The organism is Methylobacterium sp. J-070 (assembly GCF_022829385.1).
Classification (GTDB): domain Bacteria; phylum Pseudomonadota; class Alphaproteobacteria; order Rhizobiales; family Beijerinckiaceae; genus Methylobacterium.
Window position 1 is genome coordinate 280278 of record NZ_JAKSXX010000290.1, and the last position, 20674, is coordinate 300951.

Here is a 20674-nt window from a genome sequence, read left to right on the forward strand (position 1 = left end):
GGTCGACAGCGACGAGCGCATTGGGAGCGGCGCCAGCGAGCAGCGGCGCGAACATAAGGCAGCCATCGATGATCCCGACGAAAGGCGCGCCTACTGCGGCCTCGGCGAGCTTCGTCGGGCCGCAGATGTCGCCGTCGGCATCAACGAGGCAGCGGTACCCTGGCCGGAACAGGTCGGCCGCGCCGCGGAAATAAGCACCCTGACCGCGGAGGTCAGCGGCAGCTTTTTTCGATCCAGGGCTACGGGCGCGGTGACCAACCCGATCGTCACGGCATGGGGAACGAGACCGAAAACGGGTGGTCTGGCCTTACGCGTCCAATGACCCGTCCGTTCGGTCGAGCGTCCATCGGTTCCCCGCGCGATGCAAAAGCCCCGCCTCGCTCAGCGCCGCGACGGCCGCGTCCGTCGCCCCGAGAGTGTTGCCCGCCCTGATCGACCCACCTCTGAGATCGCTTACCTTGATCCCTCCGGGACCTGCTTTCCCAAGCAGTTCGAGCACCGTCCTCGTTGCCGCCCCGACCTTCCGGGCCGCGGGCATCTCGGTCTCCATCCGCTGTTCGGGCGCCTCAAGATCACCTGAGGCGAGGTAGGCCTGGGCAGCTTTCGTTATGAAGTCGCTGACGAAGACATCCTGGTCGAGCGCGGCAACCCGCACGGCTTTAAGGACATCCGCCGGGAGGTAAATCGTAACCCGCGCAGTCACGTAACCCCTCGCAATCCAGGATCCGCAGCAATCGTAGCGTCAAAACGTTAAGCGCACGTCGGCGCAGAAAACGTCAAAACGCTTTGGCGCTTTGGTGACACCGTCGTGCTCCGGTACCAAGGGCGGGATACTGGGTACTCCCGGAAAGCCATCGTCATCGATCCGTCTGGGAAGGCGCACTCTTCGCCAAGGGCCATCGAACCGCCTCATCGAGGTCAGGCAGCAGGGCGAACCCATACGCTCTGCGACCGAAAACTTGGATGCCGTCATCGCATTTAAAACCGACACTAAAACGTCAACCGACGCGCCGCATGGTGGCAGCAGTGGAATCGTTTTGACGTTAAAACGTCGATCTGCGCTGCATGGAATTCCCGGACGCTAGAACGTTCTGACGTCAAAACGTCTAACTGTGCCGGGCGCTACGGTTGAGGCTTTCGAAGGCTCGCCATCAGGAAACGAGGCGACGCAAGTTGGACGTCATCACGGTCGCGACGGCTTGCTTAGGCTCGCCCCAAAGCTCTGCCAAAGCCGGCACGACGTTCTCGGCGTCCCAAGGGGAGAGGGGGTTGCCGTCGGCTTGGCCGAACGGGCCGTCGGTCTCGGGCAGGACCCGGTCCCTCGGCATGAGCGACGCCAGCGTCCGGCCGTTCCGGGAGGCCAGCATGGCAGGCCCGACGCTGAACCAGCATCCAAGACCGGCTGCGCGACCGAGTTCCTTGAGCGAGCCTGAGAACCAGTGCAGCACGGGCGTGCCCATCGCGGCCGCACCGGCGATCTCGATTTCGTCGAGGACCTGTGACGCCGCCATCCGGGAGTGGAGGCTGACGATCCTGCCACCCTGGCTGGCACAGGCACCGAGGATCCTACGCAGGACCTCGCGCTGAAGCTCCATCGACGGGCGATGGTCCGGTGAGCCGTCGAGGCCGACCTCCCCGACGTATCGGGTCCTGGCCAGCGTCGCGCAGACGAGCCCGACCTCGTGGTGCCGCTCCTTCACCAGCTCGGGATGGAGACCGACCGCGACACGTATGCGGGCGACTTCGCTGACGTAGCGCAGGTTACCCTCGAACGCTTTCGGGGTCGTCGTCACGGCGAGGACGTAGGTCCCGCGCCTGGCCACCTCCGCGATGACCTCGGCCGGTTTCGCGTACAGGTCGAGGTGGCAGTGGAAGTCGATCAAGCCAGTCCGACCGCTTGCATGAAGTCTCCGATTTCCAGCAACCCGCGTTCCGCAACCCCTCGATAAGGCTCGGGATCCGGCATCTTCAAGGCCGAGATCGCAGGGCCGATCCAGCGGCGCGCACCGCGTCGACGTACCGTATCGAGGGCCGCCAAGCATTGCATCACGTCGTCGTAACGGCTGAACGCCTCCTGCCTGAACGCTCCGGCCGGTTCGGGCTTCTTGTAGGCCGGGATGGTCAGGTCCCCGGCCACGGATCCGGTGAACTTCAGGAAGGCCGACCTGCGCACGAGGCACGGTAGGCATTGACCGCAATGCCGGTTGATCCGACCGCCGCGCCCGCAACTCATGGAGGACGGAGCGAGACTGGATAGAAGCGCCCGGTCGGAGCATTCCAGCATCATCTCGCCCTTGGTCTTGTGCCGGTAATCGTTCACGAGCCGTACCCTGATGCCGAGCTCGCCGAGCAACGCCTGCATCGCGTCGAGGAAACGAGGGTGGGTGGTGCGCGTGCTCAGGCTTCCCAGGCGTAGCGGCGTGAGGGGGACGTTGAGGGATATGAACCCGTTCTCGGGCACGTGGAGGTCGACGGTCCCGCCGTCCCAGTAACGGTCGAGGGTCGTGGCACCGAGGATGCCAAAGGTCAGAAAGGCGAGCGACCGAGGCCGCTGCGAGATCTCGGGGTTCGGGGTTTCCGTCCTGGCGTTGTGGTTGAGGGACAAGACCCTGTCTTGTGCGCCGACCGCCTCGGCGAAGGTGTCCTGCTTCTCGCAATCCCCCTTCACCCGGTTGCTGACGAACAGGGGGACCTCTCCGGCGGTGTGGAGGTCGATGGCGCCGATGAGGCTGTCGAGGCCGCCGGAGAGGAGCGATACGCACGTTTCCGGGCGACCGCCCAAGGCATGCGCGGGCGGACGTGGCTGGATGCCGTCCGCCACGAACGACAGCGTCCAGACGTCGCCTGTCAGGAAGCGCAGCATCGCCTGGACGGATGGGGCGAGCCGGTTCCAACGGTGCGGATCCGTGACCGCGACGGTCAGGTGGATCGGTCGCGTCCATCCATCCTCGCTCACCGCGGCCCGGTTGACGTGACGGTCGGCGGCGATGGTCGCCATGGCGAGGGCCAGGAAGTCCCAGGCCTGGGCCGGGGGCGTCCTGCCGAGCGCACGGTGGGTTTCCCGAATGACCTGGGTGCCGACGCTTCCGGCCATGCCGGGCCGGTGCGGTTCGAGCAGCGCGATCCTCGCGTCGAAGTCCAGCCCGGCGGCGGGCACGTGGTTGGGAAGGACGGCGATCCTCATTCCGCCCACTCCCCGTAGACGTCGAACACCGCGGCGTTCACCTCGCGGGCGACGGCGTCCGACGTTGCCCTGTCGACGACACGACCCCGGGCCTCGAACGCGGCCATCTGCTCGCGATAACTTTCTAGGACGAAGCCCCTGATCTGGAAGCGACGGTCGTTTAGAAGGACGGCGTTCCCCGCAGCTCCCCGCTGGAGGCTCGGACCGAGGTCGAGCATGATGTTGTCGAACACGTGATACGCCAGCGTCCTGAGCCAGACCTCGCGCGTGTGCTCGACCGGCATCGCGAAGGCGTCGATGTCGGGATGTTCGCCCAGGACCTCGCCGAGGGCTTCGTTGACCGCGATGCGACCGGCCCCGTCGTCGAGCGTGGTGTCGTTCGCGCAGATCGCATCAACGAGCGAGTCGATGATGTCCTCGACCGGACCGCCAGCCAACATGGCCGGATCGAAGCCGAGCTCCGCTGGGGTGATCGACCCGTCGGCGACCCGGCTCAGGACATCGTAGGCCCGCCCGGCCGAGGTCGCTGCCTGCCCCATCCGCGCGGCGGCGGTCCGCGACCCGCGATATCCCTTGCGGACGTAGCTTCCGAGACCTGCTCGAAGGCGGTCCTCGCTTCCCTTCTCGACGAAATCCCGAACGGCGCGCCTGGCGTCGGAGAACCGACGGGGCAGCGCCTGCCCGACCTGCGGTGGCGCCTGGACCGGTCGAGGCGGTACGGGGGGCGGCGGCTGGGGACCCGGTGCCGGGGCAGGGTTACCACCTCCCGGAGGTGGGGCCGCGGGTGGGGGCGGTCGCGGAGGCGGCGTGCCTGGGACGTCGAGCATCTGCGGCACGAGGCCGACACCCCTGCCGGGGCCGGTGCTGGATCGTGATGTTCCCATCAGGCCACCGCCTTGGGCTTGCGGGCCATGATCTTCCGCATGGTCTCGGGAAGGTCGCTCCGCTCCTTCCACTCGGCCAGGACCTCCTCTCCCCATGCGGTCTCGCGGATGCGGAGGACCACCGGGGGCTGCAGCGCCGAACTCTGCAGGTTGGACAGGAACACGACGAGGCGCTTGGCCTGATCCACGTCGCCGTCCGCTACGAGCGCGAGGCCCCATAGAATCTCGGGGGTGCCCCACGCGCTCTCGGACGCCGCCCGTTCCAGTAGCTTGTCCATGACGAAGGTCCGCTCGTCAGGGACGAGTCGCACGAACCGTTCCTTGAGGTCGGCCGTCCCGCGCATGCGCAGCGAGGCGATTTCGGCGAGGGCGTCCTGCGCTTCCTTCGAGACTCGGTCGTCGGCCGAGATCAGCGGCAGGCTTTCCCGTCCGACATGGAGCACGCCGCGAAGGTCGACGTCGGCCAGGGGAGGATCGAGCCTGAGCCACTCGGTCACGAATGCCTTGTCGGACGACCACGGGTCGCTGCCGTCGCCGGGCAGGTCGCCCCCGCCGCGCACCGTGCGCTCGACCGACATCAGGTTCTCGGGCTTGCCGCTGACGGTCCTGGTGACGGACTGGACGAGGAAGTCGAACGCCGCCGGCGTGGCGCAGCGTTCGAAGAGCAGGATCTTCGCTAGGACGGCGTCGTCCATCGGGATCTCCTGGATGGCGGCAAGCTTCCGTCGGATCGAGAGGGTGTTCAGGAAGCGCTTGATCAGGCGCGGGTTACCGGCGATCCGGCGCGAGGTTGCCATCTGCTTGGCAAGCCGGTCCGCGAGGGCGCATTCCGCCTTGAGCGTCGTGGGGCAATCCGCGATCGATCCCGTGACGAACTCGGCGTTGACCGCCACGCCTTTCCAGCTTTGCGCTAAACGTGCGTTGACGGCGCGGCGCACCTCGGCCTTTGCATCGTCTTCAAGGGAGGAGTTCTCGATGAAGAGCAGCATCAGGTAGGCCCTGACCTCGTTCACCCCCAGTGGAGGGACGCGCAGCGGCACCTGGATGAGCTTGTCGAAGTAGCTGACGACGAGGTCGTCATCGAGCCTCGCCTCCTTGAAATGGATGCGGACAGCCTCCTTGATCATCTTGTCGTCGGCCGCGATGACGAAGGCGGTCCGGTCCATGAACAGGAACAACCGCATGGCCTCCAGCGTCCCGATCACCGTCGGGGGGAGGCAGCGGTCTAGGTCGTCGACGAACACCACCAACGTGACGTCGAGGTCTGTTAGCAGCTTCTGGAAGTGATCTCGCAGTGCATGGATCATCTCGGGAGGCGTCTCGGGTTTCTTCTTTGGCTTGAAGAAGCCCTTGGCCTCGTCCTTGTTGTCCTTGGCGAATTTCTTGACTTCGTCGACGTCGTCCGTCGAGATTTCGCCGTCCGTCAGGTGCTCGTAGATCAGCTCGGCGCCCTTGATCAGCGGGGTGACGGGAACCCCCGTGGCGTAGGTGGCTCCGAGCTCTGCGCCGAACCTGGTCCAACGAAAGACGTTGATCCGGGAGACCAAGTCCTTGGCCCGGGCGAGCAGGGTGGTGTCCTCCTTGGCCCGCTCCATCAGAGCGCGGCCGATCTCCTCCATGAGCGCCGCCTTGGCATCGTCATGACCCTGATAGAGCCAGGCATTGAAGGTAAGGAAGACGAGCTTGTCGGGGTTCTTCTCGCGGAGGTCCGAGGCGATGAGTTTCACCATCGACGACTTGCCGACACCCCAGCCACCCGAAATACCGATGCTGAGAGGCTTGCCCCCGGTGTCCCTGATCATCTGTCCGGCGAGGCCGGCCATGACGCGAAAATTGAGGAAGTCCTGGTCGGTCTCGACGTCAGCCCACATTTCCCACCCGCCAAGCTTCTTGCTGGGGTCGCAGATAGGTTCGCGTCGCTCAACCCGCAAGCGATCACTCGAACCGATCGCACTCGTCCGTCGAGGCAACTTCGTCAGACCGGACCACCGTCTCCTTGGAGACTTTCTTCACCTTCATTCAGAACGCTACTTCTCGTCTCACCAGGCTGAGGAAAGGTTGTGTGACTAAAATTGCCTTCGGCGGTGACCGCTGCTTCCGGCCTAGTCGTATGATGTCGTTCGCGTAACACCTTGCTCATCATACCAACAAAATTGCCGCTGTAATAATCCAAATATCGTTCGTATTTATTTAGTTGTGTACATTATGAGGAAATAAAACACGATCTCTATCGGCGAAAAGGTTAGTTCGCGCTCATGTGGCGTCACGTCGGTTCGACGAAGTCAAATTCGAATTGTCAGGTCGGATATGAAACCGGACCTCTCGGCGACATGGCCGCGAGGGTTGCAGACAACTCTGGTGCGCCCGACCACGTAGTCGGCAGCCTGGTGCACGTGCCCGTGCACCCACAGGTCCGGTCCGCGCTCATGGATCAAGTCCGTCAGGTCAGAGGCGTAGCACCAAGCTAGGTCGGCGTGCGCGTCCGGCAGGCTGGCCGGGTGCGGGGCGTGGTGGGTCACGACCACAGTCGGACCATCATAGGGCCGGGCGATCTTTGCCCCGATGAATGCCCGCGTCGCACGATGCATCGCCAGCACTTCACCGGGATCGATCCTGTTCCGCGACCTGGGCCCCGTCCTGATGCGGCGGTAGTCCACCATGCCGAAGCGCCCCTGGGCGGTCCGGAAGGCGTGCGTGAGGCCGTAGCTCCCGAGCCGGAAATCCGTCCAGAGCGTGCCGCCCAGGAACCGCGTGCCGCCAATCACCACGGCGCCGTCGAGCAAGAGGTGGATGCCGAGCACGGCGGGACGCTCCCTTCCGCGTTCGAGCTGGTCATGGATCGTGTAGCGATCCTCGCCACGGTCCCACCAGAAGTCGTGGTTGCCAGGCACGTAGACGACCGGCACGCCGGGCAGGCGGTCGGCCAGCCAGTCCAGTGACCGTGTCAGCGGTACGTGCACGTCGCCGGCCACAACGGCCACGTCGAAGCCACCCGCCGGCGCGTGCGCGCCAGGGTCCCAGGCGTTCTCGGGCCATTCCTGATGGAGGTCGCTGAAAACCCACAGCCGCTGGGCCGGTGCGGTCATGGCACACCTCCCGCTACCCTGGCGTTCTCGGCGAGGCGAACGCGGATCTCGTCGAGGGTGACCGGCCGGAAGTCGAAGCAGTCCACCCCGACGTCCGTGCTTGACGCCGTACCCGGCAGCCTGCCGTGGGAATGACCGTAGAGGTGGATGTCGCCGCGGTTCTGCCGGGGCCACACCCGGTACGCCCAGTGCGAACACCAGATACCCTGGACGGCGCCGTCCGGAAGTGGGACGAGCGCGCGGGCGACGTCGAAGATGCCGTCCCAGGGCAGGCGCGCGCCGATGCGGTCGTGGTTGCCCCGGACGAGGAAACGCTGGCGGCCGTTGAGGCGCTCGAAGATGGTGCGGGCACGATCTTCTGGGCAGCGGTGGCAGAAGTCGCCGAGGTGCCAGACGGTGTCGTCGGCGCCTACGGCTGCGTTCCAGCGGGCGATCAGCGCCTCGTCGTGCTCCTCGATGGTCGCGAAGGGCCGGTTGAGGCCGAGGCGGTCCCCCAGGGTCGCCCTGTGGTTCCAATGCGTGTCTGAAACGAAGAAGGTACGGGCGTTTGTCATGGGAGCCTCCATGCACGGAGGCTCGGCACGCGCCAGGGCACTCCAGAGTCAGTCGGACGGGTGCTGGGCCACACGTTTCATGGTGAAGGACTCCTGATGGAAATCTCGTGATCGCCCGGGCGCGCCGGCCGAGCAAGGCCGGTGCCTATGCCATCCACACACGGCTGCGACCGCGCGGCGGCGTCGGCATGGAACGGATGCCCGTCCGCCGTGAACCCCATCGAGGCGGCCACCACGACATCCGGTGCCGCGTTATCCATCCGAACACCTGGAGCCAGCTATGTCGAAGCTCGAACCCGAGGAACGCGAGGATCTGTCCAAGAGCAAGTTCGCCTTGCCCGACGAGCGCAAGTACCCCGTGGAAGACAAGGCACACGCCAGGAACGCCAAGGCACGCGCCGCCCAGCAGGAAAAAGCGGGCAACCTCTCGGCATCCGACAGGAAGAAGGTCGACGTCAAAGCCGACAAGGTCCTCGGCAAGAGCTAGCGCCACTGCCTTCGATGCGTCCCCTGAGTAGGCTGGAGGGGGCTCACGTTAATCCGGATCAGGTGCCCACAGTCCTCGGCGGCTTGGCCTTTTAGGCTTCCAACCGCCTTCCATGGCCCCTCCCTACCGGAAGGCACATGGAGGGTGGCGAAGTCTGCACGCGGGAAGTCGACGAGAGGCGGAAGCCCGAGACCTGCGGCGCAACAGCCTGTGATTAGGCGTGGAATAAGGACCCCGTTTTGGAGTGGGCCCCTGATGGTAGGCACGATCAGGCGGCGGGTTTGACCATCGGTCGGGCGTGTTGCTCCTCGAACTGCACGGGGCTCAGGTACCCGAGCGCGGAGTACAGCCGCTTGGTATTATAGACCTCGTCGATGAAGCGCGGTAGCTCGGTTACTACCTCGGCGAAGGTCTCGAACGCCATCGGGTACATCCCCTCGACCTTGAGCGTCTTCATGAAGCTCTCGGCCTTGGCGTTGTCGTAGGGATTGCCGCGCCGGCCCATCGAACCGACGATCCCGTGCTCGACCAACACCTTTCGATAGGCCTCGGCAGCGTATTGACTGCCGCGGTCCGTGTGGTGGGTCAGTCCCGGTGCCGCCCGACGCCGCTCGATCGCCGCGCACAGAGCCGCGAGGGTCAGGCGGGCGTCGATCGACCGGCCGAGCGCGTAGCCAACCACGCGGCGCGACCAGGCATCCAGACTGATCGCGACGTAGACGAAGCCGCCCATCGCCGCGACGTAGGTCAGATCCGCGACGAGAGAGCTGGTCGGGCCCATTCGGCACGATGTCCCGGGCCAGGTTCGGGAAGATCGGGCTCTCGTGGTCGCTGTCGGTGGTCGTGACGTAGCGGCGGCGAACACGCGTCTGCAGGTCATGTTGGAACGGTGTCGTGCCATGGTCTTCATCCTTCGAAGACCCGGCCATCCGGTCAATCAGCCCCGCCCAATCCGACCACCATCAGGGGCCCACTCCAATCCGGGGTCCCGTTCCGGTGCTTTTTGACATCCGAGGCGATCCCGCTGACGAGCGAGGGCCACGACATCGACCATGATCCGTCGCCGGCAGCGGCTCCACGATGCGTCCCGGCCAATTTCCGGAGAAGGACACGGACCGAGACCTGCCGGCATGGGCGACGGCACCGACCTCGAAGGGATAGCTCCTTCCCGACCGAGGCCCGCCCAGGGGACAGTGCCGCACGCAGAAACAACTGTCCGCTCTGGAGGTTGTCCTTCCGGGTCTCGGATTGTGGGCCGACAGGGGGCGGTCTTGCGGGAGGAACATATCGTGGCAGGGGTCAGGCCCGACCTGGAGGTTCTCCTGGCCGCCGTCGAAGGGTCCGGCGAGGCCATCCTGATCACCTGTGCCGAGCTCGACCACCCCGGCCCCCGCATCGAGTACGTCAATCCCGCCTTCACTCGAATGAGCGGCTACGAGGCCACCGAGGTCCTGGGCCGCAGCCCGCGCATCCTCCAGGGGCCGCTTACCGACCGCGGCGTCCTCGACCGGATGCGCGCGGCGCTCGACGCCGGCGAGGCGTTCCAGGGCGAGGCCATCAACCATCGCAAGGACGGCTCGACCTACGTCGTCGAATGGCTGATCACGCCCCTGCGTGACGGGGAGGGCCGCATCACGCGGTGGATGTCCGCGCAACGGGACGTCACCGAACGTCGTGCCTCCGAAGACCGGCAGGCCATGCTGGTGCGCGAGCTCCACCACCGCGTGAAGAACACGCTCGCCACGGTCCAGGCCGTGCTCAACGCCACCCTGCGCTCGTCGCTCGGCCTGTCCGAGTTCCGGCAGGCCTTCTCCGGCCGCATCGCGTCCCTCGCCAAGACGCATGCGCTGATCACCGAGGACCACGTCCAGGTCGTCTCCTTCGAGGAACTCCTCCGCACGGAACTCGAAGCCTACGACCGGCCCGGCCTACGACGGGTGACGCTGAAGGGACCGCAGGTCCTTCTCCCCTCGGAAGTGGCGGTCCCGGTGGGGATGGCGCTGCACGAGATGACGACGAACGCCATAAGGCATGGTGCGCTGGCCGATCCGGACGGCAGGGTCGCGGTGGACTGGTCCGTCGAGGAGGGCCCCGAGGGGCCTGTCCTGCACTGGACATGGAACGAGCATGACGGAGCGCCCGTCGCGTTGCCGACGCGGGAAGGCTTCGGCTCGCAACTGCTCAACCGCGTCCTGACCCTCCAGGTCGGCGCCAAGGTCGACATCTCCTACGATCCGGACGGCCTCAGGATCGCCGTCGCGCTTCCGATGCCGGCGGCCCCCACGGGGGCCTAGGCCGGAAGTCCCGGTCGGTCCTCCCCCGCCGGGGAGGAGCGGACCCCAGCGCATGCCGCACCTGGCACCTTTGCCGGGAAGCCGATGCAATTATCTCCTCAAGCGCGTTTCGGGCCCGAGCCGCCCACTCATGTCTCGGCCGCCGATGCGTAGCGCGGCATCGCGGACAGCCGCGAGCATGTCCCCGAGAGGCAGATCGAGATCGCTCGCCATCAGAACACCGCGACCGCGTCGCGTTAGACGGAGCGCCGGATCCGTGCCTCAAGGTTGCGGCGTTCGTCCAGGTCAACCGGATCGCAGGAGATATCGACCTTAGGCGCCGCCTAAGCTCCCATGGTCAGGACCGAGCCGCCGTCGACACGCAGGAACTCGCCGGTGATGAAGCTGGCACGCTCGGAACACAAGAAGACGACGGCGGCTGCCACCTCCTCGGCCTTGCCCCGGCGCTTGGCCACGATTCCCGGACGCTCCTCGTCTAGGGTCTGCCGGACCGCCTCGTCGAAGGAGATGCCCTTCTCCTTGGACTTCTTCTCCATCTGTGCATCGGTCATCGGCGTGGCGATGAAGGCCGGCCCGACCGCGTTCACGAGCACTCCGTCCGGCCCGTATGCCTTCGAGAGGCCCTTGGCGAGGTTCAGGACGCCGGCCTTGGCGGCGGCATAGGGCAGCTCCTCGACGTAGGGCTGTACGGCATCCTCGGACGAGAACAGCACGATGCGGCCCCAGCCCGCCTTGCGCATGCCTGGGATGAAGGCGCGGGTGGCGCGCACCCCCGCCATCAGGTCGGTCTGGATAGCCTCCAGCCAGTCGTTGTCGGTGAGTTCGAGGAAATCGCCGGAGGCCCCGGTGATGCCGGCAGCGCAGACCAGGATGGTAGGCTTGTCGTCGAATGCCATGTTGGCGAAGGCGGCGAGCACCTCGATGCCCTTGGACCCGCTGAGGTCGGCCGCCACGGCCCTGACCTCGCCGAAGGCCGCAAGCTCTCCCGCGGCCTTCTGAAGCTGCGCGTCGTCGATGTCGGTGAGGACGACCTTCACGCCCTCGCGCAAAAGGAACTCCGCCGTCTTGAACCCCATCCCCGAGTCGCTGCCGGTGACGACGGCGACTCGCCCGCTAATGCCGAGATCCATTTGGTTTGCTCCGTGATTGTCGTCGAACCGGCCCGCGCTGTGCCGGAAAGATGCGAACCCTGGCCTCGGGGACGGAAGCGCCGACTTTTCGTGGTTGCCGACCGGCGCGACGGCCGACCCGCAACCACGCAGGTGGTCAATTCGGATGGAACACGACCTTCACGCAGCCGTCCTTCTTGTCCCGGAACGTCTTGTAGAGGTCCGGCCCGTCGGCGAGGTTGGTGGAGCGGTGGGTGATCATCGACGTCATGTCGATCTTCCCCGCCTGGATCAGCTTGGTCAGCGTCTCCAGGTAGCGCTTCACGTGGGTCTGCCCGCTCTTCATGGTGAGGCCCTTCTGGACGATCATCCCCATGTTGACCGGGATCGGGCCGCCGTAGACGCCGGGCACCGAGACGATGCCGCAGGGGCGCACCGCCTTGATCGCCTCCATCAGGGCGTAGGGCCGCTCGGTCGAGGTGAGCTTCTCCTGGATCGTGTTGACGAGGCTGGCGACGCCATGGCCGGCGCTGGCCTCCATGCCGACGCAGTCGATGACGCCGTCGGCGCCCTCGCCCTTGCTGATCTCCTTGATCCGCTCGAACACGTCTTCCTTCGCGTAGTCGATGATGTCGGTCGCGCCGTAGGTGCGGGCGAGCGCCAGGCGCTCGGGCACCGTGTCGATCGCGATGATGCGCTCGGCGCCCATGATCTTGGCGGACTGGATCGCGAACAGGCCGACCGGGCCCGCGCCCCAGACCGCGATGACCTCGCCGCCCTTGATCTCGCAATGCTCGGCGCCCTGCCATCCGGTCGGCAGGATGTCGGTGAGGAACAGCAGCGACTCGTCGTCGACGCCCTCGGGCGCCAGCATCGGCGCGACGTCGGCCATCGGCACGCGCACGTACTCGGCCTGCCCGCCGCCGTAGCCGCCGGTGAGGTGCGAGTAGCCGAACAGGCCGGCGGTGGTGTAGCCGAACTGGGCCGCCGCCATGGCGGCGTTGCGGTTCGAGCGCTGGCAGACAGACCAGTTCCCGAGGCGGCACTGGCGGCATTCGCCGCAATTGATGTTGAAGGGCACGACGACGCGGTCGCCCTTCCTGAACTTGGTGAAGCCCTGCCCGACCTCGACGACCTCGCCCATGAACTCGTGACCGAGCACGTCGCCCGCTTCCATGGTCGGCATCTGGCCGTCCATCAGGTGGAGGTCGGAGCCGCAGATGGCGCAGGACGTCACCTTGATGATGATGTCGCGCGCATCCTCGATCCGCGGATCGGGAACCGTGTCGCAGCGGATGTCGCCCTTGCCGTGCCAGCACAGCGCTTTCATGGATGCCTCCTGCGAGGCTCGCGAATGACGGCCCCATGTAAGATTGCGGGTGTCTGCAGCCGGAAAGACGGCCAGCCTTTTTCAAACCCGTTTTCGTTTGAACTGTTCCGGCACATCACACGGCTGTGCTTGGACCGTTGCCGGCGGACAGGAACCTGGCCTTGCGAGTTAGGGTTGGGCGTCGGAAACGGAGCGCTTCATGCCCAACGATACATCCCGCCCCTTCGCCGTCATCACCGGCGGCTCCAACGGCATCGGCTTCGAGCTCGCCCGGCAGTTCGTCGAGAACGGCCATGACGTGCTCATCGCCGCCCAGGACGAGGCGCACCTCGCGGACGCGGCGCAACGCCTGTCTGGCAGCGGTGCCAGGGTACTGACCCACGCGTCTGACCTCTCGCGCGAGGACGGCGTGGACAGCCTGTTCGAGAAGGTGCGGTCCACCGGTCGACCCGTTGACGTGCTGTGCCTGAACGCCGGCGTCGGCCTGGGCGGTCCCTTCGTCGAGACCGACCTGCAGCGCGAGCTCAAGATGATCGACCTGAACGTCCGCGGTGCCGTCCAGCTGACCAAGCTTGTTCTCAAGGACATGGTCGCGCGCGGCAGCGGCAAGCTGCTGTTCACGTCGTCGGTCGAAGCGTCCATGCCGGACCCGTTCGAGGCCATCTACGGCTCGACGAAGGTGTTCCTGCGCTGGTTCGGCGAGTCGCTGCGCAGCGAACTCAAGGATACAGGCGTCGGCGTGACGGTCCTGATGCCGGGGGTGACCGACACGAACTTCTTCAACCGCGCCGAGATGCTCGACACCAAGGCCGGCGCGATGGAAGGCAAGGACGATCCCGCCGTGGTGGCGAAGGCGGCCTTCGAGGCGCTCCAGGCCGGGAAGGACAAGGTCGTCCCGACCGCCAAGAACAAGGTCATGAGCGCGGTGGCGGAGGCGCTGCCCGAGCCCCTCGTGGCGGCCGCGCACCGCGTCTTCTCCAAGCCCGGCTCCGCCGACTGACCCTCGCCGAACCCGGTACCGTCACTTCTGACAGACGAAGCCGAGGATCTCCTTGACGAGACCCTCAGCGTTTTCCTCCTGTATCCAGTGGTTCGCCCGCTCGATGGTCCGGAACGTCACGTCCTTCGCGACCTCGCGCATCATCGCCTCGGTAAACGGTGCGAACGCGCTCTGCACGCCGGCCACGGCAAGAACAGGCATCGTGAGCGCCCCGTCGCGCTTCACCTCGCCCCTGTTGTGCGCGTCGTCGGTCGGGAAGGCGCGGTAGAGCTCGAACCCGGCCCGCATGGCGCCCGGCCGCGAGAAGGCCCGCACGTAGCGCTGGATTGCGTCCGGGCCGATGGCCTCCGTGTCGTAGGCGAGGTCCTGGTAGAAGCGCTCCAGGTAGAGCTGTTCGCGCCCGGCGGTGAGCAACTCGGGTACGTCCGGCGCACGGTGGAACTGGAAGTGCCAGAGCCTGTCGGTGTCACCCAGCGCCGTCTGGTAGGCATCGGTGCCCGGCAGCGGCGCCTCCATCGCGACGAGCCGCTCGGTCTGCTTCGGGAAGCGGCGGGCAAAGGCATAGGCGACCATCATCCCGATGTCGTGCCCGACCATCGTCACCGGCTGCGTCAGTCCGAGATGGCCGTAGAGCAACGCGTGCAGGTCACCGGCCATCGTATGCTTGTCGTAGCCTCCCGGCGGCTTCGAGGAGCCGCCCGCCCCGCGATAGTCTGGCACCACGACGCGCAGGCCGGCGTGGACCAACAGCGGCACGACGCGACGCCAGGCGTAGGCCGTTTCCGGATAGCCGTGGACCAGCACGATCACATGCTCGCCATCGCCGGCTACGCCGTAGTGCAGGCGCATGCCGGGTTCGATCTCGACCGAATCCCACTCGACCGCCGCGCCATCCCATACCTCACGCATCACCGTGCTCCCTCGTTGCCCTCCGTGGACCGGAAGTGCCGGACGAGCGCTGCCGCGACGGCATCCGGAGCCTCCCGCGGAGGGAAGTGGCCCACCCCGTCCAGGGTGACGAACTCGAAGGGGCCAGAGAACTTCGACGGTACGTTCTTGCTCGCCTCCGGCGGGTTCACCCCATCGAGGGCGCCCTGGATGTACAGGGTCGGCGTCGATAGGGACTTCGTCGCCTTCACCTTCGCCTCAAGCTCGGCCGAGCGCGGGTCCGGTTCGGCCTCGTCCCAGCGCGCTTGGTAGGAGTGCAACGTGACGTCGACGAAGTCCGGATTTTCCCAGGACGCGGAGACCGCCTCGAACGTGGCATCGTAGTACCAGCCGGGCGGGCTCCAGTTGTCCCACATGATGCGGCCGAACCCTTTGGGATCGGCCCGCACGGCGTCCTGGCCGCGCCTGGTCGCCTGGAACCAGTGGTACCATTGGCGCTGGCACTGCGAGAACGGCGGGGTCGGCATGCCGCCGAGACGCGACGGGGTCGAGAGCATCGCCATGCGGGTCACACGATCGGGCCAGCCGACCGCCATCGCCTCGGCGGCGTTCGAGCCCCAGTCGTGGCCGGCAACCACGAAGGTCCCGACGCCCATCGTATCCATGAGGTCGACAGCGTCATGGGCCAGGATGCTGGAGTTGCCGGTGCGCGGCGTGTCGGACGAGCGGAACCGCGTACGTCCGAAACCCCTCAGTTCCGGCGTCACCGTCCGGAAGCCGGCGTCGTTCAGATGCCCGGCCACGGTCGCCCAGGTCGTGGCGTCATCCGGCCAGCCGTGGAGCAGAAGTACGGCAGGGCCGTCCGCGGGACCCGCCACATGGACGTTGACATTCAGGAGTGTGGTCTCGACCTGTTGCTCGCTCACGCGAAGCCTCCTTTGGCAGGGCTATGCACACCGGCGCCCGAAACGCCGGTCCTAGGCCGGGATACGGTCGATGCTCGCGGTATCCTCCTCCGCCACGCCGTTCTCGCGATGGCGGAAGGCGCTCAGGGCTTGGTAGACCTGGAGCCGCGCGCGCATCACGGAGCCGAGCGGCCGATGCGTCGCGAGGCTGTGGGCGGGGCGGAACGTCATCACCTCGTCGAAGTAGCGCACGCGATCCGGTGCGTAAGCATCCTGGCGCGGCAGGCGCAGCGTCGCGACGGTGCGGTAGGGGCTGATCGACACCGGCCAGTCGACCGAGTCGTCCTCGATGGGCTGCCGCTCGGCATCGGCCCAGAGCTGGGCCTTCAGTTCGAACACCACCTCGTGGTCCCGGAAGAAGGCGACCGTCGCATGGCGAAAACCGTCCTCGTCCTGGTGCGGGTCGAGGCGCCATTCGGACAGTGCGCGCTGGCTTTCCGTCGACGGCACGGCCCCGAGCTTGGCGACGTAGTCGCCGTAGCGGACCGGCGCCTGGCTGAAGTAGCTGTCGGCCAGGGGATGGCTGTAGGGATGGCCGAAGAAGTCGGCGAGCGCGCTTTCGGCGCCGAAGGCGTGCAGGGCACGGTTGAGATTGCGCATGGTCGACGAGACCGCGCTCTTGACCCCTTCCGGAAACCCGGTCGACTTGCCGATGACCGTGCCGTCGCGCAGGAAGCCGGCCGCCGTACCCGAGGGGAAGGTGGTGCCGGTCGCGAGGACGAAGTCCTGGGTATCGACGACGTGGCCGGGCAGCTTCTCGCCGGGGACGTCGAACACCTTGATGGACATGCCCCGGTGGGTCGAGACGCGGTCGCCTAGGGTCTCGCCCGGCCCCTGCGCGAAGCGCACCGCGACGGGGTGGGTGCCGGGGGTGGCGAAGAGCCCTTGCGCCAGTTCGGGGGGTAAGCCCGCTGCAATCGTCAACTCGCCGGTGACGCAGGCCGAACTCTTGGCGTGGCTGGCGCGCACCGCGTGCTGCTCGCGGGCCTCGACCGTCTCGGATTGCTGCGTCATCCCCTTGATGATGCCGTCGATCGTCTGCTGCTCGCCCTCGGCGGGCTTCTCGATGTCGGGGGCGTATCGAAGATAGGTCATGGTCACCTCGCGGTTTTTATGAGGGGCAACGCGGGCCGGCCGCGGATTGTGCGACCGGCCGAAAGCAGGACGGCCATCAGACGCTGCGGGCCTGGTCGGGATGGCGGCCCTCGGCGAACTCCTCGACGATCTTGGCGCAGAAGGCGGGCAGGTCCTTCGGATTGCGGCTGGTGACGAGGCCCTTGTCCGTGACGACCTTCTGGTCGACCCAGGTGCCACCGGCGTTCCGGATGTCGGTCTGAAGCGTCGGGAACGAGGTGAGCGTACGCCCCTTCACGACGTCCGCCTCCACCAGGGTCCAAGGTCCGTGGCAGATCACGCCGACCGGTTTGCCCTGGGCGAAGAAGTCCCGGACGAACGCGACCACCGCCTTGCTCGCCCGGAGCTTGTCGGCGCCGACGCAGCCACCCGGGATGACGAGCCCGTCGTAATCGGAGGCCGAGACACGCTCGATGGTTGCGTCGACCGCGTAGCGCCCTGCCGGGTCCAGGTCGTTGTTGACAGTCTCGGCCTTGCCGGCCTCCAGCCCGATCACCGTCACGCTGGCCCCGGCCTTCGTCACCGCTTCGCGCGGCTGAGCGAACTCCGGCTCCTCCGTCCCGCGCGGGGCGATCAGGATGGCGATCTTCCGTCCTTGCAAGCTCATGTCTCTCTCCGTCTCCTGGCTGGGTCGGACCCATTCCCGATGTGCCGGGCCTCGGCTGGACGCCCCCATCGGAAGTCACGTCCCGGCAATTCATTCACGCGTGATGGAACGGAGGACGACGAGGGAGGTTCATTTCCAAATTGCAAAAAACGGAGCCCTGAGCCTTGCAAGCGCCTGTCCGCTACAGCCCTGACGTCGAGGTGGTGAAGCCTGACGAGGGCAACACAATCGAGGAACTGAACGAGACCTTCGACACCATCCTGCAGACGGTCGCCGAAGACTCGGGCCATGCCGTCCGCTCCGTCCACGCCAAGGCGCACGGCATCTTGGAGGGCGTACTCAGGATCGATCCGAGCCTGCCGCCGGAACTAGCCCAGGGATTGTTCGCCAAACCCGGCGAGCACAAAGTCCTCATGCGGCTGTCGACGAACGCGGGCGACATCCTACCCGATGCCATCTCCCTGCCCCGCGGCCTGGCCCTGAAGGTGCTGGACGTCGAAGGCGAGCGCCTGCCGGATGCCGAGGGCAAGACGCAGAACTTCATCCTGGTCAACGGCAAGGTGTTCCAGGCTCCGAACGCCGAGAAGTTCCTCGGCAGCCTCAAGCTGCTGGCTAAGACCACCGACCGGGCGGAGGGCCTGAAGGTCGCGGCCTCGACGGTGCTGCGCGGGGTGAACAAGGCGCTGACGGCGGTCGGCATCGAGAGTGCGACTCTCGGACCGCTCGGCGGGGCGCCCAACGTCGATCCCCTCGGCGAGATCTACTACAGCGTCACGCCTTTCCGGTACGGCGACCACATCGCCAAGTTCTCGGTCGCCCCCGTTGCTCCTGGTCTGACCGCACTCACCGGGACCGAGATCAACGCCTCCGGCCGGCCGAACGCAATCCGCGAGACGGTGCAGTCCGAGATGCAGGGCATCACGGGCGTCTGGGAGTTCCGGGTCCAGCTGTGCCGCGACCTCGAACGCCAACCCGTCGAGGACCCGACGGTCGAGTGGAACGAGGAGGAGGCGCCGTTCCAGCGGGTCGGCCTGATCACCGTCCGGGCGCAGGACAGTTGGGATGCCGCTCGCGTGCAGGCCGTGGATGAGGAGATGCGCTTCAGCATCTGGACGGGGCTCTCCGCGCACCGGCCACTGGGCAACATCAATCGTGCCCGCAACGCCCCCTACAGGCACTCGGCCAAGTTCCGCCAGCGCTTCAACGGCTGCCCCATCCACGAGCCCGGCGCCGGGCGCTGAGGGAGATCCACTTGCTCAACCCCTTCGTGGCGGCCGCCGCCACTCTCATACTTCTTGGCTCTACCCAGGCTCAGGCGGAGGGAATGACGAAGACGGACCTGAAACCCTTCAACGTCACCATCCGGGTGTTCGACCCGACCAAGGGGATCAAGGACGGCCAGGACTACGTGCTGCCGGTCGACAGCCCCGACGCCGAACACGCCATCGCGTCGACCACGGCCAATGCCGCGTCGTTCACGAAAAAGGCCGAGGGCGACAAGGCCCTTCCCGTCGCCTTCACCTGCATCAAGGTCGAGGCACGCTGAGGCGACGCCGGTCGAGGGAAAGCGATGTCAACGGGATCGAACGAGGCCCCGTTGACTCACGAGACTACGAAACGCCGCGAAGGGCCGGTCGAGGCTTGAGCGGCCGTCCAGAGCGTTCCAATTCTACAAAAGGGATCTCCATGCAGGTACGCACCAAGACGCATTGCCTCGCCGCGCTACTCGCCGGCACCACCCTGCTGACAGGCTCCTCGGTCTGGGCGCAGGAAAAGCCCACGGTGAAGGACCGCCTCGACAGCGTCGTCTCGACCGTGACGGGTTCGCCGATGGCCGACCTCGACCTCGACATGAAGCACGTGCTCGACGCGCTCAAGAAGCTCGACCCGAAGCCCATCCCGAAGCTTTCCCCACAGGAAGCCCGCAAGCAACCTAGCGCCGCCGACGGCGTGAAGGAGCTTCTCAAGGAGCAGGGCAAGAGCACCGCGCCCGAGCCCGGCGTGACCACGAAGGACATGGCCTACGGGACTGCGGGCGGCCAGCAGAAGGTCCGGATCTACACGCCCGACGGTACCACCGCCCCGCTGCCGGTCGTGGTGTACTACCATGGCGGCGGCTTCGTGATCGCCGACCTCGACACCTACGACGCGACCCCGCGCGCCATCGCCAAGGGTGCCATGGCCGTGGTGGTCTCGGTCGAGTACCGTCACGCCCCGGAGTTCAAATTCCCGGCTCAGCAGGACGACGCCTTCGCCGCATACAAGTGGGCGCTGGCCAACGCGAAGACCTTCGGCGGAGACCCGTCCAAGGTCGCGTTGCTCGGCGAGTCCGCCGGCGGCAACCTCGTGACGAACGTCGCCATCGCGGCGCGCGACCAGAACGTCGAGAAGCCGGTTCGGGTCGTCGCGGTCTACCCGATGGCCGGCACCAACCTCGACACCCAGTCCTACAAGGACAACGCGTCGGCCAAGCCCCTCGACAAGCCGATGATGACCTGGTTCTACGACCAGACGGTCCGCAACGACGCCGACCGCGCCGACCCGCGCCTCGACATCGTCGGCAAGGCCGACCTGAAGGATCTTCCGCCGTTCACGGTGGTGACCGCCCAGATCGACCCGCTCCACGACGACGGCAAGATGCTGGCCGACAAGGTCAAGGCGGCCGGCGGGCAGGTGACGTATCGCGACTACCCCGGCGTCACGCACGAGTTCTTCGGCATGGGCAACGTGGTTGCCAAGGCCAAGGAGGCCGAGACTGCCGTCATCGGGGATCTGAAGGCGGCATTTGCCGGAACCGCCCCGGGTACGACATCTCCTCGATAGGTCGTTGCGAGCCAGGCCGGCAAACATGGTTTGACGGCGTAACGGGAGCCCGCTCGGAAAGCATCCGGGCGGGCTTCTTCATGGGTCCGCCGTGAGGAAGCCGAGTTGGATGAGATCCGGCCAGTCGGCATCGATGGTCGAGGGACGGGCCTATCGCAGTTCCACACGAAACCGTGCCCGCGGTGGACCTAGTGGTTCGAGTCTAACGCTTGGTGCCCGCGTTTGGCGGCCTGGATGATGCGGTCCGGGTCCGCGGTCCAGACGAAAGGTTTCGGGTTGCCGTTGCTCTCGGCGATGAAGCGTTTGATGGCTGCCTGAACCTCGACGAG

At 66.5% G+C, this 20674-nt stretch carries 20 protein-coding genes; 6 read left to right on the forward strand and 14 right to left on the reverse strand.

What is annotated here, in order from left to right; translation table 11 throughout:
• Nucleotides 1–307: 307 nt before the first annotated feature.
• The 7 genes from MKL01_RS33335 to MKL01_RS33365 form a co-directional block, all read right to left on the reverse strand.
• The gene (locus MKL01_RS33335) at nucleotides 308–703 is read right to left on the reverse strand and encodes a hypothetical protein (protein WP_243909440.1); all 396 of its coding nucleotides are present in this window, start codon (nucleotides 701–703) and stop codon (nucleotides 308–310) included.
• A 448-nt stretch (nucleotides 704–1151) separates the two neighbouring features.
• Nucleotides 1152–1883 (reverse strand): Qat anti-phage system TatD family nuclease QatD, encoded by a 732-nt coding sequence (gene qatD, locus MKL01_RS33340; RefSeq protein WP_243909441.1) that lies wholly within the window; start codon nucleotides 1881–1883, stop codon nucleotides 1152–1154.
• Nucleotides 1880–3184 carry a Qat anti-phage system QueC-like protein QatC gene (gene qatC, locus MKL01_RS33345; protein ID WP_243909442.1) on the reverse strand — a complete coding sequence of 435 codons (1305 nt, stop codon included), beginning with the start codon at nucleotides 3182–3184 and terminating at the stop codon, nucleotides 1880–1882. The genes qatD and qatC overlap by 4 nt, the downstream gene beginning before the upstream one ends.
• Nucleotides 3181–3723, reverse strand: a complete 543-nt coding sequence (locus tag MKL01_RS33350; RefSeq protein WP_243909443.1) for a hypothetical protein — start codon at nucleotides 3721–3723, stop codon at nucleotides 3181–3183. Before MKL01_RS33350 ends, qatC begins: the two co-directional genes overlap by 4 nt.
• A 344-nt stretch (nucleotides 3724–4067) precedes the next feature.
• On the reverse strand, nucleotides 4068–5939 hold the full coding sequence (locus tag MKL01_RS33355; protein WP_243909444.1) for a KAP family NTPase: 1872 nt from the start codon (nucleotides 5937–5939) through the stop codon (nucleotides 4068–4070).
• Between the two features lie 411 nt (nucleotides 5940–6350).
• Entirely contained in the window at nucleotides 6351–7154 is an 804-nt protein-coding gene (locus MKL01_RS33360; protein ID WP_243909445.1) for a metallophosphoesterase, read from the reverse strand.
• Nucleotides 7151–7708 (reverse strand): metallophosphoesterase, encoded by a 558-nt coding sequence (locus MKL01_RS33365; RefSeq protein WP_243909446.1) that lies wholly within the window; start codon nucleotides 7706–7708, stop codon nucleotides 7151–7153. The genes MKL01_RS33360 and MKL01_RS33365 overlap by 4 nt, the downstream gene beginning before the upstream one ends.
• Nucleotides 7709–7988: 280 nt before the next feature.
• Here MKL01_RS33365 and MKL01_RS33370 point away from each other — a divergent pair, with 280 nt between their 5' ends.
• Nucleotides 7989–8195, forward strand: coding sequence for a DUF6582 domain-containing protein (locus MKL01_RS33370; RefSeq protein WP_243909447.1), 207 nt, complete (start codon nucleotides 7989–7991; stop codon nucleotides 8193–8195).
• Nucleotides 8196–8463: 268 nt separating this feature from the next.
• On the opposite strand, the gene MKL01_RS33375 is transcribed toward MKL01_RS33370, so the two are convergent.
• Nucleotides 8464–8976, reverse strand: a complete 513-nt coding sequence (locus tag MKL01_RS33375; protein ID WP_243909448.1) for an IS3 family transposase — start codon at nucleotides 8974–8976, stop codon at nucleotides 8464–8466.
• Nucleotides 8977–9484: 508 nt separating this feature from the next.
• Between MKL01_RS33375 and MKL01_RS33380 the strand changes: the two genes are divergently transcribed.
• The gene (locus MKL01_RS33380) at nucleotides 9485–10489 is read left to right on the forward strand and encodes an HWE histidine kinase domain-containing protein (protein ID WP_243909449.1); all 1005 of its coding nucleotides are present in this window, start codon (nucleotides 9485–9487) and stop codon (nucleotides 10487–10489) included.
• Nucleotides 10490–10812: 323 nt separating this feature from the next.
• On the opposite strand, the gene MKL01_RS33385 is transcribed toward MKL01_RS33380, so the two are convergent.
• Complete coding sequence (locus tag MKL01_RS33385; RefSeq protein WP_243909450.1) at nucleotides 10813–11619, reverse strand: SDR family NAD(P)-dependent oxidoreductase; 807 nt, start codon at nucleotides 11617–11619, stop codon at nucleotides 10813–10815.
• A 136-nt stretch (nucleotides 11620–11755) separates the two neighbouring features.
• Nucleotides 11756–12928, reverse strand: a complete 1173-nt coding sequence (locus tag MKL01_RS33390) for a zinc-dependent alcohol dehydrogenase (RefSeq protein ID WP_243909451.1) — start codon at nucleotides 12926–12928, stop codon at nucleotides 11756–11758.
• Nucleotides 12929–13127: 199 nt separating this feature from the next.
• On the opposite strand from MKL01_RS33390, the gene MKL01_RS33395 reads away from it, so the two are divergent.
• Nucleotides 13128–13928, forward strand: a complete 801-nt coding sequence (locus MKL01_RS33395; RefSeq protein WP_243909452.1) for an SDR family NAD(P)-dependent oxidoreductase — start codon at nucleotides 13128–13130, stop codon at nucleotides 13926–13928.
• A 21-nt stretch (nucleotides 13929–13949) separates the two neighbouring features.
• On the opposite strand, the gene MKL01_RS33400 is transcribed toward MKL01_RS33395, so the two are convergent.
• The 4 genes from MKL01_RS33400 to MKL01_RS33415 form a co-directional block, all read right to left on the reverse strand.
• Complete coding sequence (locus tag MKL01_RS33400; RefSeq protein WP_243909453.1) at nucleotides 13950–14837, reverse strand: alpha/beta fold hydrolase; 888 nt, start codon at nucleotides 14835–14837, stop codon at nucleotides 13950–13952.
• Nucleotides 14837–15742, reverse strand: a complete 906-nt coding sequence (locus MKL01_RS33405; RefSeq protein ID WP_243909454.1) for an alpha/beta fold hydrolase — start codon at nucleotides 15740–15742, stop codon at nucleotides 14837–14839. The genes MKL01_RS33400 and MKL01_RS33405 overlap by 1 nt, the downstream gene beginning before the upstream one ends.
• A gap of 51 nt (nucleotides 15743–15793) precedes the next feature.
• The gene (locus tag MKL01_RS33410; protein WP_243909455.1) at nucleotides 15794–16876 is read right to left on the reverse strand and encodes a catalase family protein; all 1083 of its coding nucleotides are present in this window, start codon (nucleotides 16874–16876) and stop codon (nucleotides 15794–15796) included.
• Between the two features lie 76 nt (nucleotides 16877–16952).
• The gene (locus MKL01_RS33415; protein WP_243909456.1) at nucleotides 16953–17522 is read right to left on the reverse strand and encodes a type 1 glutamine amidotransferase domain-containing protein; all 570 of its coding nucleotides are present in this window, start codon (nucleotides 17520–17522) and stop codon (nucleotides 16953–16955) included.
• Between the two features lie 164 nt (nucleotides 17523–17686).
• Here MKL01_RS33415 and MKL01_RS33420 point away from each other — a divergent pair, with 164 nt between their 5' ends.
• The 3 genes from MKL01_RS33420 to MKL01_RS33430 all read left to right on the forward strand — a co-directional run bounded on the left by MKL01_RS33420 (nucleotide 17687) and on the right by MKL01_RS33430 (nucleotide 20345).
• On the forward strand, nucleotides 17687–18763 hold the full coding sequence (locus MKL01_RS33420; RefSeq protein ID WP_243909457.1) for a catalase family protein: 1077 nt from the start codon (nucleotides 17687–17689) through the stop codon (nucleotides 18761–18763).
• Nucleotides 18764–18774: 11 nt separating this feature from the next.
• Nucleotides 18775–19068 carry a hypothetical protein gene (locus tag MKL01_RS33425; RefSeq protein ID WP_243909458.1) on the forward strand — a complete coding sequence of 98 codons (294 nt, stop codon included), beginning with the start codon at nucleotides 18775–18777 and terminating at the stop codon, nucleotides 19066–19068.
• A gap of 140 nt (nucleotides 19069–19208) precedes the next feature.
• Nucleotides 19209–20345: an alpha/beta hydrolase gene (locus tag MKL01_RS33430; RefSeq protein ID WP_243909459.1), complete on the forward strand. Its 1137-nt coding sequence runs from the start codon at nucleotides 19209–19211 to the stop codon at nucleotides 20343–20345.
• Nucleotides 20346–20674 lie beyond the last annotated feature (329 nt).

Excerpts from the sequence above, each read along its gene's own strand:
- MKL01_RS33430 (WP_243909459.1), top strand. The coding sequence starts at position 19,209 with ATGCAGGTACGCACCAAGACGCATTGCCTCGCCGCGCTACTCGCCGGC.
- MKL01_RS33375 (WP_243909448.1), bottom strand. The coding sequence starts at position 8,976 with ATGGGCCCGACCAGCTCTCTCGTCGCGGATCTGACCTACGTCGCGGCG.
- MKL01_RS33395 (WP_243909452.1), top strand. The coding sequence starts at position 13,128 with ATGCCCAACGATACATCCCGCCCCTTCGCCGTCATCACCGGCGGCTCC.
- MKL01_RS33410 (WP_243909455.1), bottom strand. The coding sequence starts at position 16,876 with ATGACCTATCTTCGATACGCCCCCGACATCGAGAAGCCCGCCGAGGGC.
- MKL01_RS33415 (WP_243909456.1), bottom strand. The coding sequence starts at position 17,522 with ATGAGCTTGCAAGGACGGAAGATCGCCATCCTGATCGCCCCGCGCGGG.
- MKL01_RS33400 (WP_243909453.1), bottom strand. The coding sequence starts at position 14,837 with ATGCGTGAGGTATGGGATGGCGCGGCGGTCGAGTGGGATTCGGTCGAG.
- MKL01_RS33360 (WP_243909445.1), bottom strand. The coding sequence starts at position 7,154 with ATGACCGCACCGGCCCAGCGGCTGTGGGTTTTCAGCGACCTCCATCAG.
- MKL01_RS33385 (WP_243909450.1), bottom strand. The coding sequence starts at position 11,619 with ATGGATCTCGGCATTAGCGGGCGAGTCGCCGTCGTCACCGGCAGCGAC.
- qatC (WP_243909442.1), bottom strand. The coding sequence starts at position 3,184 with ATGAGGATCGCCGTCCTTCCCAACCACGTGCCCGCCGCCGGGCTGGAC.
- MKL01_RS33355 (WP_243909444.1), bottom strand. The coding sequence starts at position 5,939 with ATGTGGGCTGACGTCGAGACCGACCAGGACTTCCTCAATTTTCGCGTC.
- MKL01_RS33350 (WP_243909443.1), bottom strand. The coding sequence starts at position 3,723 with ATGGGGCAGGCAGCGACCTCGGCCGGGCGGGCCTACGATGTCCTGAGC.
- MKL01_RS33365 (WP_243909446.1), bottom strand. The coding sequence starts at position 7,708 with ATGACAAACGCCCGTACCTTCTTCGTTTCAGACACGCATTGGAACCAC.
- MKL01_RS33370 (WP_243909447.1), top strand. The coding sequence starts at position 7,989 with ATGTCGAAGCTCGAACCCGAGGAACGCGAGGATCTGTCCAAGAGCAAG.
- MKL01_RS33390 (WP_243909451.1), bottom strand. The coding sequence starts at position 12,928 with ATGAAAGCGCTGTGCTGGCACGGCAAGGGCGACATCCGCTGCGACACG.